Origin of the sequence: Streptomyces sp. NBC_00210 (assembly GCF_045160975.1) — a bacterium.
Taxonomy (GTDB): domain Bacteria; phylum Actinomycetota; class Actinomycetes; order Streptomycetales; family Streptomycetaceae; genus Streptomyces.
The window spans coordinates 73,859-87,962 of sequence record NZ_CP108120.1; the positions used below are offsets into that span (position 1 = coordinate 73,859).

Below are 14,104 nucleotides of genomic sequence, written 5' to 3' on the forward strand. Positions count from 1 at the left end.
GTGGCTGAGGCTCTGGAAGTATCGCCGGGCTCACGAAGCTCCTGCGGCCACCGCCGGGCATAGACCACCAGGATTGCCCCGGCGTCGGCGCAGCACGGCCAGGCGCTAGCGAGTGTGGACAGCGAACCTGGCGATGCCGACGCGGCCGGTGCGGGCGAGTGCTTCGACCAGGAGGGCGCTGGGCCAGCGAAGCCACAGGGCCCGTCTTGTTGACGGAGTGTCACGTGGAAGGAGCTCATTCTTCGAAGATCGGGTACATCTCGGCATAGGGGTCTGGTTCCCCGGTCAGGGGGTCCAGTCCGGCGACGAGTCGCCGGCGCTGTTCGCGCCAGCTTACGAACGGTGCAGGACGTCCCCATAGTGACGCGTCGCCAAGCGGACAGTCGTCGAACTCCGCGAGCATCATGCGTGTGAGGAACTTGACCATGCCGCAGTCGAAGATCGCCCATCGGGAGCCCCCGTAGGCTATCTGGCGACGCCATGCCACGACGGGCCATCTGTCCGGGTCCGCATCCGTCATGAGCCAGGCCATCTCGTTGGCGTTGCAGCCGCTTCCCCACGGAAGGACGGCCTCTGCGCCGACCGAGACGCCTGGCACACCGCCCTCCTCCTCCCACAGCTGGCGAAGTCCCGTACTCATGCTTCCGATGTGGCAATTGTGCAGATTAGGGACGTCGACTGACAGTGGCGGGAGGATGACCAGCTGCTCGATATCGCCCACACCGTAGGTGTCCAGAAGCGATATGTAGTCGCTCGGCAGTTTCGTACCCAGCGCGGCTTCCGCTGCCGTCCAGTCAATACGCTCTTCACCCCGGTGCTCCGCAGGAACTATCCGAAGCAAAGCCTCTACATCAGGATGAATGGTCATGGTCCAGGCTCCTTGAGTGCGGCGGCCGCTCACCTTAACCCGCAGGTCTGACGGCAGTTTCTTCGCCCGAGAACAGCCTGACCGCCTCGCCGGTCTCTTCAGGGACTACCAGTCGTGGCTAACGACCCAGGTGTGGTATCAGTTCGAAACGGCGGAGCCGGACCAGGTCAACTGAGACCACATCCAGCATCCACTCGCCCAGGACCATCAACCGAGATTGCCGACATCCCCGCGTCTCAACTCATCCGGTCGCCGCAGGTCACAGGTCTGGGCCGGGGCCAGATCGTTTGAGACGGGACACTCGGGGCCCTGCGGAGTTCAGCCGACGGTGTCCTGCGTCGTGTCGGTCTTGGCCTGGGTGGCCAACTCCTGTACGCGGGAGCCGTACCCACGTGAATCCCAGTACTGGCTGCGGACAACTCCGTCCGTGGTCATCTGCAGCGTCTCCGGGTAACCGAAGCGCTGGATCAGGCTGGCGACGAGGCCCTCAGCAGCCAGCCATGCCTGGCGGCGAGGATCGGGGCAAGAGCGCAGCTCGTGGCGCCGCACCCGGTGCGGGCATAGCACCGGGCGCGTGGCATGCTGCCCGATCACGTACTGAACAGGCCCAGGGGGGCAAATGCACACCCGCACCACAAGTACCACCCTCGTTGTCACTGCGATTCTGGCGCTCGCCGCTTGTACAACAGGAGGCGCAACCGAGAAGGCCGACGCTACGGCCAGCCCGAGCGCCAGCCAGCCGCTGGAGAATCAGGACAAGGCAAACAACGCCCTCGCGCTGGAGAAGGCCGTCCGCTCCTACGTCACCGCCCTCTACCAGCCCGATGTCGCGACTGCGCGTGGGCTGCTGTCGCAGCGCTGCGGGGCAAAGGCCGACAAGAGCCTGTTCAGCAACATCGTGGAAGGCTACGCAGCCGACTTCGGGCATCTCTCTGTGAAGACATTCGCCATCGACCAGATATCCAGCGGTGAAGCGCGCGTCTCCTACACGGTAGGCCTCCCCAACCTTGACACCACCAACGAGCACTGGACTCGCGAGAGCGGAAAGTGGCTGTACGACGGATGCACGACCTGACCTGCCCTGGCCCAACCTGCGGCCAAGGCAGTCCACCTGGTGCGGCCTCACTCATGGTCTCAAGCGCACGGCTGAGGCCCCCCGAACACCCGGAACCCACCAACTGTGAACGCTCACGAAATTCCCCAGGTCCCCGCTTGGCGTGGGCCCATGCCTGTGTCCTGAAGCGGATGTCCTCGAGGTTCTGGCGCCGAGTGCTTGGACTCGGCGGCGGACAATGCCAGGCGCGAGCGTCTGATGCTTGCCGGATGTCGGCACTCGTGAGCCCTCCGGGTGCGAAGGCCGCCGCAGCGATACGGAGTTCGGGCGGCAGAACCGACCACAGCTCGTCCAGCAGATCGATGCGATTGTCAGCGGTCGTCCGGACCTCCATGAACGGGGTGCCGGTGGCCATCTCCTGCCCGTCCGAGTGATAGGTCGTCATGAGCACTCCCTCACCAGGAGCCAGGTCGCTGACGTGCAGGGTGAGCCGGTTGGTGGTTGCGCGGTTCCCGGCGCTGCGCCGGGCGGCTCCGAACCAGGCCTTACCGCCCTCGCGGTTGTCCGCGATCACCGTCAGGCGGGGAGTGAAGATCGGCGGGTCTGGTTCCTCGGTCCATACCGTGAAGCGGCGATGCGCGGTGGCGGGCGACGTGCCGAACGCCGGCGGCAGATGCCGCCAGGCACAGCCGCTGGTCAGCGCGTACACCACTGCCGTGAACACGGCCCGCTCGTCACACGGAGCGGTCCCACCACCTTGCAGACGAGCAGCGAACGACGGCAGCAACGGGGCGGCCAGCTCCCAGAGTTCATCAGGAACCAGACACTTCGATAAATCAGCACCCACGACCGGCATCATGCCGCACGAACATCAAGTCACGTGAGACAACCTCTAAGCCCAATGCCGTTGCGTTAGATCCGAGCGTACGCTGCTGTGGCGGTGTCCGGGGGTGGTGTCGGTGGCCGAGCGTCTGTCGGAGTTATCGGGTCTGGGGCTGTTGACCTGGGTGTATCCGCCGGGGTTGGTGGACCGGGTGGTGGCCGCGTGGGCCGGGTCGAGCAGCGCAGACGGCTGCTCCCGGCACGGCTGGTGTATTTCGTGCTGGGGCTGGCGTTGTTCTCGCCGGCTCCCTATCTGGAGGTTCTGCGGCACCTGGTAGAGGGGCTGCGCGGAGCGGGGCTGTGGGGTAACTGGCACATCCCCGCGAAGTCCTCGCTGTTCAGAGCCCGGGAACGGCTGGGGTCGGAACCTTTGCGGGTGTTGTTCGCGGCCACGGCCCGGCCAATGGCGGAGGCGGCGATACCGGGTGCCTTCTGGCGCGGTCTGAGGCTGGTGGGGGTGGACGGCACCTGCTGGGACGTGGCCGACACCGCCACGAATGAGAAGGAGTTCGGCCGTCCCGGCAACGCCCGCGGACCACACAAGGCGGCGTTCCCGCAGGTGAGAGTGGTCGCGCTGGTCGAGGTCGGCACCCATGCGGTGCTGGACGCGGAGCTGGCGGGCTGCCGCACCGGCGAGGTGACGCTGGTGTCCCGCCTGCCCCGCTCCTGCGGGCCGGACCAACTGGTCCTGGCCGACCGCGAGTTCCTGGGCGTCCCCCTGTGGCGGGCGTTCACCGCCAGTGGCGCGCACCTGTTGTGGCGGGTGCCGGCCAACCGTGTGCTGCCGGTCCAGCAACGGCTGGCGGACGGTTCCTGGCTGTCACGGATCCAGGCGCACAGCGACGGCAAGAAACGGGACCCGGTCCCGGTGCGGGTCATCAGCTACCGCCTTAACGGCGTCCCCGGCGCCGAGCGGGACGGCTATCGCCTGGTCACCGACCTGCTGAACGCGGACGAGTACCCGGCCCGAGAGCTGGCCGCGCTCTACCGCGAACGCTGGGAGATCGAATCCGTACTCGGCGAGATCAAAACCCATCAACGCGGCCCCGGAGTGGTGCTGACCAGCAAGACTCCCGAAGGAGTGCGCCAACAGATCTGGGCGCATCTGCTGGTCCATCACGCCCTGCGCGAGCTGATGTGCAGAACCGCAGCCGCCCGCGGCCTCGATCCCGACCGGCTGTCCTTCACCGACACCCTGCGCGCCGCCCGGCGCAGCGTGACCACCACACCAGGCGTCTTTTCCCCCTGAGCTCCTGGTCAACGCACTCAGGCAACTCCGGGACGATCTTCTGGACCGGCTGCTGCCACCCCGACGGCTCCGCAGCCAGCCCCGCGTCGTCAAACGCAAGATGTCCAACTACCGGCTCAAGCGGGCCGAACACCACACCTGGCCCCAGCCCACCAAAGCGCCAGCCGACGCCGTCGTCGTCGTCCACCCACCCAGATCCTCAGCGCGGTAACACAACAGCATTGCCTCTAAGCCTTGATTGGTGCGGCCGACCACGCGGCCTGCTCGATCTTCGCGCAGTAGGCTGCACGGGCTTCCTCGTCGATCTGCTTCTCGAGTTCGGCGCGCAACCCGGTCCGGCCGTCGAGGCCCTCGCGCAGGATATCGGCGTGCCCGGCATGCCGGATGGACTCGCCGAGGACATGGACCATGATGGCGAACAGGTTCGTGTCCTCCGCCCACCACGGCACGTGGCCGGGGGCGTCGAGGGGAAGCTCGTTGATCGTCGCGTCCGAGTGTTCCCACGTGCGCCGGTAGAACCCGATGATCTGATCGCGGGTCTCGTCCTCGGTCGCCCACAGATCGCTGCCGTTGGAGTCCTGCCACCGGGGCAGCGGTTCCGGGGAAGGGCGGTCGAAGACCTCGCCGAAGTACCTGGCCTCGACGGTGGCCACGTGTTTGACCAGGCCGAGGAGGTTGGTCCCGGTCGCTGTCAAAGGTCTGCGGGCGTCGTATTCGGACAAGCCGTCGAGTTTCCAGAGCAGCGCCTTGCGGTCCCGCCGCAGTCTCCCGTGCAGGTTGTCTTTCGCGAATTCATCGATCATGCGGCATGAGCCTGCCATGGGCTGCTCGTGGTCTCAAGATCCCGTACCTGGTCCGCAACGACTGGCAGAGCCGAGTCCTGGCCATGGCCGCCGCCCTGACCTGCTACAAGAAGCTCGCGAAACTTGCCACGTGAGACAACCTCTTAGAGGTCGTTTTCATCTTGAGTGCTGTGTTCTGGGCTGTTTTGTTCTGTCTCTTGGGGTGTTGCTGGTGGGTCTGCAGGGGCGGCTCTGCTTGGTGAGTCTGGTGGTGTGACGAATGGGGTGGAGGTCTGCTTGCGCCTGTCTCGTTCCAGGACGACCGGGTCTGTCCCGTGCTTCGACGAGGCGGGATGCACGCCTGGGCGCACGCCCCCGGGTGGCGGTATGCCCGAGTCATGACGGAACGTGGCGCGTATCCAAGTGATCTGTCCGATGCCCGCTGGGAGCTGATCGAGCCGGTGCTGTCCGCCTGGCGCTTCGAACGCCGCGGCCGGGGCCCTGGACCTTCGGCCGGCCGCCAAGGCATGACCTGCGCGAGATCATGAACGCGATCCTGTATGTGGACCGCACCGGCTGCCAATGGGCCTATCTCCCGCACGACTTCCCGCCGTATCAGAGTGTCTACGGCTACTTCGCCAGGTGGCAGAAAGACGGGGTGTTCGTCCAGCTCAACGGTCTGCTGAGGGAGTTGGTGCGCCTACAGGAAGGCCGCGAAGCCACCCCGTCCGCCTGCGTGATCGACGCGCAGAGCGTCAAGACTTCGACCAGTGTCCCCGCGAGGAGTCAGGGCATCGACGCGGGCAAAAAGATCGTAGGCCGCAAGCGCAGCATCATTACCGACACCCTCGGCCTGCTGCTGGCAGTCCTGGTCACCGCAGCCGGCGTCCAAGACTCCACGGCCGGCCGCACCCTCCTGGAACAGGCTGCCGCCGACCACCCCGGCCTGCGCAAGGTCTGGGTCGACGGCGGCTACCGCCAGCACTTCGTCGAGCACGCCGCGACCCTCAGCATCGACCTCGAAATCGTCCAACGCACCCCTGGGAGCAGGGGATTCACCCCGATCCCGAAACGGCGGGCGGTGGAGCGGACCTACGGCTGGCTGATGCTCCACCGCCGCCTGGCCCGCGACTACGAAACCCACCCACACCGTTCCGAAGCCATGATCCACCTCGCGATGACCGACCTGATGGCTCGCCGTCTCACCGGAGAGAACACCATCTCCTGGCGAGACCCGACATCAGCACATCAAAGCGGCATCCAGGGATGAAACAGCAGGATGAAACGACCTCTTAGCTCTGCATCGTCCGTAGCAGGGGCCGCTTCCCGCCTCACCCGCTGTGGAAAGATCGTCCCCGCAAGAGCAGTGCACCGACTTCCTGGAGTCGTATCGGAAACACGGCTGCCCGCCCTGCTCTTGGTCATAGAGATGGCGCACCAGCGCCGGCGGGTCCGGACGAGACATCGAGATGACCTAGCGGGCTGCCGGGCGCGGACGTCGTCGTCCAGTCCCTGCCTCGCTCCGGTGATCCGTAACACCTGGACGTCGCTCTGCTTCCGCAACGCAGGGGCCCGGGCAACCGAACATCCCTGGGTCAGGCCAGCTTCGACCGCCGCGGTGGCCGCGGGAGATCCCGGCCCTGCCCCGCCTCCGCCTGTCGGCTCCGCCGCACTCCGATGCGCGACCCGAAGACCCTCATGACGCCACCAGTACGTGCGGTGAGTCATCGCTGTCGTCCCCTCCGGTCGATCAGGACCTGGTACGCCGTACGCCCGTCGGGCCAGTCCTGCCGCGCCTCCACCGATTCCCTGATGATGGGTAAGGCTCAGTCTGCGTGCCGCCGCCAGCGGAGCAAGTCCAGGCCCGTACTTGCTCGCTCTGGACGACCGCAGGCGCACCTCCCGGCGTGGAGGGTGGCAGCAACTTCGCGCAGCCTGCTGCATCAGCCTCGTCAGTCAGCCTCGGGCGGGATCCATGCGGCGGGTACAAGTGCTTGTCCATCGCGTCGGCGCCACCGATGCACGACGTGGTCACTGAAGGCTGGGTCTTCGAGGTCTGCTCCCTGCGCCGCGAGGAGCTTATTACCTCGCCTCATCAGACGCGGCGGCGGCGGAGGCCGCTGTCCGAGATCGGCGTCGGCGGTGTCGTTGAGTTCGGTGTAGCCGACCATCCGGCCGTCGCTTGCCTTGGGTGATCTCAGCGGCGCCGGGTCCACGCCACCTGGGATAACTCCCATGGGTCGAGCACCGGATGGGCGTATCAGTTGTCATGAGCGGGAGCGCAACGTCCCATCGCCCGAGTGCGGTTGCCATCCTGGTCAGGTTGTTGACGGGTTGTCATGGGAACTTCACCCTGCGAGGTCTACCCGCATCAACTCCTCCGGGCCACGATGAGCGGCGCCCCCGCCCGTCAACCCCAGCTCGGGAGTCAATACTCATGCACACACACGCCCGTCACGGCGCCGCTCTGCCCACACCGGTCAGCACTTCCACCGCCCGTTCCTACCTGGCCTCCCTCGCCGTGTCAGCCGAGCACTCCCGCACCGGCTACAGCCGCGACCTGTTCCCCCACTGGATCACCATCAGCGGCACCTGCAACACCCGCGAGACCGTCCTCAAGCGCGACGGCTCCAACGTCGTCACCGACTCCGCCTGCGCCGCCACCAGCGGCAGCTGGTACTCCCCCTACGACGGCGCCACCTGGCACGCCGCCTCCGACGTCGACATCGACCAACTCATCCCCCTCGCCGAGGCCAGGGACTCCGGCGCCGACAACTGGACCACCTCCAAACGGCAGACGCTCGCCAACGACCTCACCCGCCCCCGACTCCTCGCCGTCACCGACAACGTCAACCAGTCCAAGGACGACCAGGACCCCGCCACCTGGTGGCCCTCCCGCACCACCTACCGCTGCACTGGCTTTGTTAGCGAGTTACGAGAGCGCCTGTAGCTCAGCGGCGAGAGCACCCTCTTCCACGGGAGAGTGATGTCGTCGAGTTTTGAAAGCACCTGGATGCTTGCTTCGGGACGATGGTTGTGCTCTGCACGACGAACTCGGCTACATGGAACTCGACCGCCGCGTCGCCGAACTCCTCTTCCAGGTTCTGACCGAGCGGGAGGAAAAGAACAGCGTGGCCATCGCCTCGAACGAATCGTTCTCCGGCTGGACCAAGACCTTCACCGACCCCCGCCTCTGCGCGGCCATCGTCGACCGCCTCACCTTCGGAGGCAACATCATCGAGACGGGCACCGACTCCTACCGCCTCGCCACCACCCGCGCCCGAGCCGAACAACAGGCCTCAGCCGGCTGATCGCCCGCCATACTCCTGGGTGGTGTGATCGCGCCCCACCGACTCATCGGATGGCATACCCGTCCCACAGCGGGCCGCCAGCCAGGTCTAGCACCTCTGCCACGACAGCGGCGAAGACCTTCGCATCCCCGGCGATCGCCTGCGCGGCAGCTTCGGACAACGCACGGTGCACCCCGGGGTCGGCCGCAGCCAGCCGCCGCGACAACCACTTGCCTCCGCCGAGCCAGTGCCCGCCGACCAGCAGGACCAGCTCCGAGGCACGCTGCAGCATGTGCGAGACCAAGTACACCCGCTCTGCAGGGTCCGCGCAGCCACCCAGGTCATCGAGCAAATCGGTCAGGACGTACCGCTGGTAGTCACGCTCATGGTCCGAGAGCGTCGGCGGGCCCGCGGCCCAACGCTTTCGTGCCTCGTCCTGGAGCGAAGCGCCCAGCCCATCCGTGTCTACCAGGAGCATGCCGTCAGCACACATGGCGAGCAGCGGCGAACTCCGCTTCGCGGTCTCCTGGTCGGCGAACCTGTGCCAGACGGCCTCCGTTTGCACGAACAGCTCCACCGGCCAGCCGCGGTACACCAGGTTCTCCCGGCTGAGGGCGGGCGGCCCATCCAAGAGGACCACGATGTCCAGATCAGATGTGGGCGTCCGGCGGTCGGTCAGCACGCTGCCGGCGAGGAAGGCCGCCCGGGCGGCGGGAAATCGGTCCCGAACCAGTTCGCGGGCGGTGAGCACGGGGTCATCCATGATCGCAGCGTATGTGCCGACGTCGGTCCCGTAAGAGGGCGGGTGCACCGCACCACAGTGGGTGCTCCTACTTCTCATCAACTTTCATGCGCTCTACGAACACCGAGTGATGCCGAAATCCACCGACAAGTGCTCTCGCTTCTAACCCATGCAGCCAGCTGCACCCACGCCCGCGCCTGGGTCCAAGTCAAGTACTACTACGGCCTCTCCGTCGACTCCGCCGAGAAGAGCGCCCTGTCCTCGGTCCTCAACGGCTGCTGAAACCCCCAGCTCGCAAAGCGCAGACGCAGCGAGCCGGTCCCCTGTCACGCATCGCCGGCCCACGACCGAGCTCACTGCATCTCTTCCGCCCCGCTGGCGCCCCCAGCGGGGCGGACTCCAGCGAGGGGCGTCCCGGGCAGCGTCGCAGGCAAGACATTGCGGCCACTCCGGCTGGACAGAACCACCTCCGGGGCCGCCGCAAGGGGCGAGCCCTGGCAGTATTACGATCTCGGACACGGACTCTGCTCCTACACCTTCTTCGAGCGGTGCCAGCACCGGATGGCCTGCTCTCGCTGCGACTTCTATCCGCCCAAGGCCTCGACAGAAGCTCAACTCATCGAAGCCAGGGCCGACTTGCAGTGCATGCTCGTGGGCATCCGAACGGGCCGCTGTCGACGACGGCCAGGGCGCCCTGGACGCCCTTCTCGAGCGTCTCGCCGACGTGGCCAGTCCCTTCGGTCCCACTCCGCGAACTGCGCGCCGAGCCCGGCCGGCCTCTGCCGCTGACCATCCGCTCAACCTTCGACCACACCGAACGAAAGCGCTGCTGATATGCGACCTCCCTTGTTCACCGTCGACCTGCCAGGCCCGGGACGGCTGAGCACCATGGCCAAGCCCCGAGGCATGGACTGGCTCGAGGATGAGATGAACGCCCTGAGCTCCGCCGGTGTCGACGTGCTGGTCTGCGCACTCACCCAGCCCGAGCTCAACGAACTCGGTCTCGCCGTGGAAGCCCAGGCGGCCACCGCCGCAGGACTGCAGTTCGTCGCGGTCCCCATCCCCGACCGCACCGTCCCCGAACTCGCCACGGTCCTGCCCACGTTGCACAGCCTCGCCGAACGACTGCGTGAGGGCGCACACGTCGTTACCCACTGCCGCTTCGGCATAGGACGCGCATCCCTCCTCGCCGCATCCCTCCTCATCCTCAACGGCGTCGATCCCGACACCGCCTGGAACCACCTCGAACAGGCCCGGGGACTTTCCGTCCCCGACACCCCCGAACAACGCGAGTGGACAGTGGAGCTCCACAAAGCCGCGCCTGGATCAACTACCGCTAGGTGACTGTTTGGCAACCTGAAGTCCCAGGTCAGAGGCCATCCTGAGGTTGTTGAAAAGCCTGTACATCGCGCACTTCGGCGTGATCGAATAGGGGATGACATCGTTCTGGACCGGCAAACGGGTGCGCTTGCGCGGTATCGAGGCCGACGACTGGACCGCGTTCATGCGCTTCTCTGTGGACGAGGAGCGGTCGGGAGACCTGCTGCATCCACCCCGTTCCGCCGAAAGCTTCCGTGTCTGGGCAAAGGAGCAGGCCGCTGCCAAGTCCGATGGCGACTGCTTCCAGTTGGCAATCGAAGCCATCGACACAGGTGAAATAGTCGGTGCGATCGGCTCGCACCACGCTGATCCACGCGCGGGCTGGTTCGAGTACGGCGTCACGATGGGCGCTGATCATCGGCGCAAAAGCTACGCGGCAGAAGCCGTGGTGATCCTGCTGCGCTTCATGTTCGCCGAGCGGCGCTATCACAAGTGCGGAGCACGGATATTCGCGGACAACGAGGCGTCGCTGGCACTTCATCGTCGGCTCGGTTTCGTTGAGGAGGGCCGCCTCCGCGATCATGTGTTCTTCGCCGGTCGTCACCGCGATCTCGTCATGGTGGGAATGCTCGCTGACGAGTTCGCTCAACTGCATTCGATACCTGTGCATTGCGAAAGTCCACTGGTCGGCCCGGAGGTGCCATGCCCTTGAAGATGAAGTTGACCGCGATAACCCTCGACTGTCCTGATCCGCTGGCTTCAGCGTTCTATCAGTAGGCCACCGGCCTCGAACCCCACCCGAAATCAGACGCCGACTTCGCCGGTCTCAGCCGTGAGGACGGACTCTTCATCGGCTTTCAACGGGTCGACGACTACCGGGCTCCGCGCTGGCCTGACCAAACTGTTCCCTTGCAGTTCCACCTCGACTTCGCGGTCGAGGACCTGGACGAGGCCGAGGCCCGGCTGCTGGAGTTGGGCGCGGGCAAGCCGGATCACCAGCCGGGTGAAGATAGGTGGCGGGTCTTCACCGATCCGGCTGGGCATCCGCATCCCTTCTGCCTGGTCCGAGGCTAATTGGTCTTGCTCGCGGTCTGCTAGCCGGTGGCCTGCGGCCTGTTCGTCCGGCGCGGGGCGGGTTGCTTGCGGGTGAGCCGCCTGGTCATGAGGGTGATGAGTGCCCGGTTCAGGTGAGCCTCGGAATGCTGTGGGAGGCATCGTCGCTCCGCTGGCTACTCGGAAGCTGCTCGACTGACCCGGCCCACCGGCCCCGAGTGCAAGAGCCTGACCGGCAGCAAACAGCTGCTGGGCCAAGCTCGGCGGCGGTTGGTCAACTCCCTTCTGCCTGCAGATCACTGAGTTTCGTCGGTGGCCTGGATGGACGTTACGGCACGCCCGTCTGCCTAGCCTTCATCCCCCACGGGTCGCTCAGGGGTGTCGAGCCATGCCTGGTCGCCTTGCTGGCTGACCGTCAGGCCGAACCTGTGGATGCCCGGTCGTCCCACGGCATCCCACCAGCGGTACGCGGCCTCGACCTCGTCCCACAGCCTGCGGGGACCGCCCCGGTAGACCGTCGAGACCTTCTGGCCGTCGTGGAACAGGACCGCCGCCCAGGAACCGGTCGGACAGCCCGTACAGCCACACACTGCGCTCCTCACCCCGCCGGTCGCCAGCCTGGACACAGTCACCGACCACAAGTCCCGCCACCAGCGTGAACGGATGGCGCAGGGAGTCTTCGAAACCCGCTTCGAGCGCTGTGAGCGTGGTGGTCGAGGTGGCCGCTGCCTTGAGGCCGTCGGGCACGTAGTCGGCGTGGGGTGCCCGCTCCCGCCCCCGCTGCGGTTCGCGAGTCAAGGCGTTCGATCCGTGATCGTCAGAGGCCGCGCCGGCAGCGTCAGGTCGTTGCGCCAAAGGTGGGAGAGTTGGCCGAGCCCGCGGCCCCGCTCGCGGCCACCTGATGGGGAGTCAACTGGCCACGAGGTCGGTGACCGTCAGTGACTCTTTTCGGGTGCGTCACTCATCTCGTTCGGCGGTTCCCGCGACGGCCGGGCCGAGGCCGGCAGGGAGATGGGACACCGCCAAGGCGACAGCATCCTCGACCGTGGCGGTCTCGTCGATGGTGTTGGCGTGCAGGTGCTTCATCACGCGATAGGGACTGCCGTTGTGTGCCGGGACGATGGCAACCTCATTCCGGAAGGGGAATCCGGTGCAGGAGCTGAAGCCAAGCGTCCAGTGGCTGGAGTACACGTAGAGCTGTCGCAACCTCGGATTGGCGTGAGCCGCTTCCACGAGTGTGCCGAACTCAGGGAAATCCGGGGCCTCGGCTGCCTGCTCCCGCATCTTCCGCCACTGCAGCTCCACCACTGCCGCTGGCCCGCGTTCGTGCGCCTCGGCGCGTTCACTGGAGTGCAGAAACGGCAGTTCGGCCCGCAGCTCTCGCAGGCCGCAGCCCTGTCCCCACGCCACACCAGCCCTTACGACATCCGCCAGGTCCGGCGTGGCTCCGGTAACGAGCTCGATGCCCTGGCCCCAGCCCGAGACGCTGAACCAGCGGCTGCTTGCCCCGATGTAGACGGACAGCGGCTTGCGCCCCGGGACCGACGAGGCGATGCCCGCCGTAACGGGGGAGCCTCCTTCGTGGGGAACCACCATGAGGTCGACACCGAGTTCGGCCGCCAGTTGTTCCAGCGCTGCGGTCAGGCTGCCCGCAGCAGCCAGGTCAGGGTACAGGTCAGAGTCCACCTGCACAGTCTGCCCTTACAACGCCCCCGAGAGAACGGCGATCAGGCACAGCGGCAGGGGACGGCGCATACGTCACTCTATGTACCCGTTGCTCGCGATCCGGGGAGCGCAACTGGACGACGGTGGGGGTCGTGAGCGGGGTACCGCTGGCCGTACGTTGAAAAGGATATTGGCCGCTGTCACTCGCCGTCCTGCCTGAGGCAATGAGGCCGAGCCTGTAGTTCGGAGAAGGCCTGCTGTGCACCCTGTGCAACAACGCCGAGGGGACTGCGCCACCGCGCCATCCTTGGTGGTTCCGATACCGAACCCTCCCGCCTGCGCTGATCCTGGGCGGCCTGCACCTCAAGTACGGGAAACCCGCAAGCGCCTCGACCAGGTCCTCGCCGACACCCGGAACTCGGCAGGCCGGGCATAAAGTGGTCCCATAGCTACAACTACTCAGTCCTGCGGTCCGCCTGACGTCGTCCGGTCACCAGTGGCGCGCCCCGCTTCTGACAGGACACGTGCGGGCCTGCGGCCCCGGGCTTCATTGGCACGTTGCTCGGGACCACTCCACGCTGGCAGGATCAGACGTGGATCTGGACGGAGAGAATCCCCTCCTCCAGCTCCCGCACCAGGCTCACAGCCAACATCAGCGCAGTCAGAGCGTTGGCCACTGTGTACTGAGTCGGCCCTGCCGCGTGGACATTCGCATGACGGTTGAATGTCGTGGGGACCGGGTCGTTGTCCCAGAAGCTGTCGCAGGCGTTCACGAACGGGGCGAAGAGGTACGCCTGACGGAACTCGATCACGGTGTCGTCGTCATCGATGTCGGGGAGCCGCGCGTCAACCTCCTTGTAGTTCCAGCGCTTGCCGCCGTTGAGATGGGGCTCTGCCCGCCACACTCCGCGGCACACGGTGTCCCAGACGCTCGCGGCGAGCGCCTGAGCGCCCTGATGCCTGCCGCTGTCCATCATGTCCACACACTCTTCGAGAAGGCGCACCTGGTGCTGAAGGTCGGGGCTGGCGACTTCCGTGAGGACCTGTCGGCAGGAGCCGACGATCGCATCGCGGTTCGCCTCCAGGACGATGGCCCTCGCGGGACCATCCGGCGCGGCGACGAGTGCGCGGATCACGTCGGCCGGGGGAACCCACGTGAGCGGGATGCCGCCCCTCATGACGTCCGTCATCTGCTTGAG

The 14,104-nt window shown here is 66.3% G+C and carries 13 protein-coding genes and 5 pseudogenes; 10 read left to right on the forward strand and 8 right to left on the reverse strand.

Translation table 11 applies throughout. From position 1 onward, the window contains the following. Window positions 1–235: 235 nt before the first annotated feature. Window positions 236–868 carry a hypothetical protein gene (locus OG729_RS00425; RefSeq protein ID WP_405803497.1) on the reverse strand — a complete coding sequence of 211 codons (633 nt, stop codon included), beginning with the start codon at window positions 866–868 and terminating at the stop codon, window positions 236–238. 318 nt (window positions 869–1,186) lie between these two features. Then, window positions 1,187–1,417 carry a hypothetical protein gene (locus tag OG729_RS00430; RefSeq protein WP_405803499.1) on the reverse strand — a complete coding sequence of 77 codons (231 nt, stop codon included), beginning with the start codon at window positions 1,415–1,417 and terminating at the stop codon, window positions 1,187–1,189. Window positions 1,418–1,487: 70 nt separating this feature from the next. Here OG729_RS00430 and OG729_RS00435 point away from each other — a divergent pair, with 70 nt between their 5' ends. Further along, window positions 1,488–1,943, forward strand: a complete 456-nt coding sequence (locus OG729_RS00435; protein ID WP_405811449.1) for a hypothetical protein — start codon at window positions 1,488–1,490, stop codon at window positions 1,941–1,943. A gap of 601 nt (window positions 1,944–2,544) precedes the next feature. Here the strand turns inward: OG729_RS00435 and OG729_RS00440 are convergent. Next, window positions 2,545–2,781: pseudogene (locus OG729_RS00440) on the reverse strand (transposase); the annotation flags it as partial. Window positions 2,782–2,967: 186 nt separating this feature from the next. Here OG729_RS00440 and OG729_RS00445 point away from each other — a divergent pair. Continuing rightward, the gene (locus tag OG729_RS00445; RefSeq protein WP_405803500.1) at window positions 2,968–4,053 is read left to right on the forward strand and encodes an IS4 family transposase; all 1,086 of its coding nucleotides are present in this window, start codon (window positions 2,968–2,970) and stop codon (window positions 4,051–4,053) included. Between the two features lie 227 nt (window positions 4,054–4,280). On the opposite strand, the gene OG729_RS00450 is transcribed toward OG729_RS00445, so the two are convergent. After that, window positions 4,281–4,856 carry a DinB family protein gene (locus tag OG729_RS00450; RefSeq protein ID WP_405803502.1) on the reverse strand — a complete coding sequence of 192 codons (576 nt, stop codon included), beginning with the start codon at window positions 4,854–4,856 and terminating at the stop codon, window positions 4,281–4,283. Between the two features lie 5 nt (window positions 4,857–4,861). Here OG729_RS00450 and OG729_RS00455 point away from each other — a divergent pair, with 5 nt between their 5' ends. From OG729_RS00455 to OG729_RS00470, 4 genes and pseudogenes are all read left to right on the forward strand, one after another. Beyond that, the gene (locus OG729_RS00455) at window positions 4,862–4,990 is read left to right on the forward strand and encodes a hypothetical protein (protein ID WP_405803503.1); all 129 of its coding nucleotides are present in this window, start codon (window positions 4,862–4,864) and stop codon (window positions 4,988–4,990) included. A gap of 243 nt (window positions 4,991–5,233) precedes the next feature. Beyond that, a pseudogene (locus tag OG729_RS00460) lies at window positions 5,234–6,105 on the forward strand (IS5 family transposase). 1,167 nt (window positions 6,106–7,272) lie between these two features. After that, window positions 7,273–7,752, forward strand: a pseudogene (locus OG729_RS00465) (hypothetical protein); the annotation flags it as partial. A 130-nt stretch (window positions 7,753–7,882) separates the two neighbouring features. After that, window positions 7,883–8,146 (forward strand): annotated as a pseudogene (locus OG729_RS00470) (ATP-binding protein); the annotation flags it as partial. 43 nt (window positions 8,147–8,189) lie between these two features. On the opposite strand, the gene OG729_RS00475 reads toward OG729_RS00470, so the two are convergent. Continuing rightward, window positions 8,190–8,888 (reverse strand): nucleotidyltransferase domain-containing protein, encoded by a 699-nt coding sequence (locus tag OG729_RS00475; RefSeq protein ID WP_405803505.1) that lies wholly within the window; start codon window positions 8,886–8,888, stop codon window positions 8,190–8,192. Window positions 8,889–9,017: 129 nt separating this feature from the next. Between OG729_RS00475 and OG729_RS00480 the strand changes: the two genes are divergently transcribed. The 4 genes and pseudogenes from OG729_RS00480 to OG729_RS00495 all read left to right on the forward strand — a co-directional run bounded on the left by OG729_RS00480 (window position 9,018) and on the right by OG729_RS00495 (window position 11,261). Continuing rightward, complete coding sequence (locus OG729_RS00480; protein ID WP_405811450.1) at window positions 9,018–9,149, forward strand: hypothetical protein; 132 nt, start codon at window positions 9,018–9,020, stop codon at window positions 9,147–9,149. A 552-nt stretch (window positions 9,150–9,701) separates the two neighbouring features. Further along, the gene (locus OG729_RS00485; protein WP_405803507.1) at window positions 9,702–10,211 is read left to right on the forward strand and encodes a tyrosine protein phosphatase; all 510 of its coding nucleotides are present in this window, start codon (window positions 9,702–9,704) and stop codon (window positions 10,209–10,211) included. A 91-nt stretch (window positions 10,212–10,302) separates the two neighbouring features. Then, window positions 10,303–10,899 carry a GNAT family N-acetyltransferase gene (locus OG729_RS00490; protein WP_405803508.1) on the forward strand — a complete coding sequence of 199 codons (597 nt, stop codon included), beginning with the start codon at window positions 10,303–10,305 and terminating at the stop codon, window positions 10,897–10,899. Then, a pseudogene (locus OG729_RS00495) lies at window positions 10,890–11,261 on the forward strand (VOC family protein). The gene OG729_RS00490 and the pseudogene OG729_RS00495 overlap by 10 nt, the downstream one beginning before the upstream one ends. A 326-nt stretch (window positions 11,262–11,587) precedes the next feature. Here the strand turns inward: OG729_RS00495 and OG729_RS00500 are convergent. The 3 genes from OG729_RS00500 to OG729_RS00510 form a co-directional block, all read right to left on the reverse strand. Beyond that, window positions 11,588–11,830, reverse strand: coding sequence for a hypothetical protein (locus OG729_RS00500; protein WP_405803510.1), 243 nt, complete (start codon window positions 11,828–11,830; stop codon window positions 11,588–11,590). A gap of 367 nt (window positions 11,831–12,197) precedes the next feature. Next, window positions 12,198–12,926, reverse strand: coding sequence for a DUF6193 family natural product biosynthesis protein (locus OG729_RS00505; RefSeq protein ID WP_405803511.1), 729 nt, complete (start codon window positions 12,924–12,926; stop codon window positions 12,198–12,200). 566 nt (window positions 12,927–13,492) lie between these two features. Then, a complete protein-coding gene (locus OG729_RS00510) occupies window positions 13,493–14,095 on the reverse strand; it encodes a hypothetical protein (protein ID WP_405803512.1) in 603 nt (200 codons plus the stop codon). Between the last annotated feature and the right edge of the window lie 9 nt (window positions 14,096–14,104).

Coding starts and splice junctions, on each gene's coding strand:
- OG729_RS00425 (WP_405803497.1), bottom strand. CDS start 868: ATGACCATTCATCCTGATGTAGAGGCTTTGCTTCGGATAGTTCCTGCG.
- OG729_RS00435 (WP_405811449.1), top strand. CDS start 1,488: ATGCACACCCGCACCACAAGTACCACCCTCGTTGTCACTGCGATTCTG.
- OG729_RS00450 (WP_405803502.1), bottom strand. CDS start 4,856: ATGATCGATGAATTCGCGAAAGACAACCTGCACGGGAGACTGCGGCGG.
- OG729_RS00455 (WP_405803503.1), top strand. CDS start 4,862: ATGAGCCTGCCATGGGCTGCTCGTGGTCTCAAGATCCCGTACCTGGTC.
- OG729_RS00475 (WP_405803505.1), bottom strand. CDS start 8,888: ATGGATGACCCCGTGCTCACCGCCCGCGAACTGGTTCGGGACCGATTT.
- OG729_RS00485 (WP_405803507.1), top strand. CDS start 9,702: ATGCGACCTCCCTTGTTCACCGTCGACCTGCCAGGCCCGGGACGGCTG.
- OG729_RS00490 (WP_405803508.1), top strand. CDS start 10,303: ATGACATCGTTCTGGACCGGCAAACGGGTGCGCTTGCGCGGTATCGAG.
- OG729_RS00510 (WP_405803512.1), bottom strand. CDS start 14,095: ATGACGGACGTCATGAGGGGCGGCATCCCGCTCACGTGGGTTCCCCCG.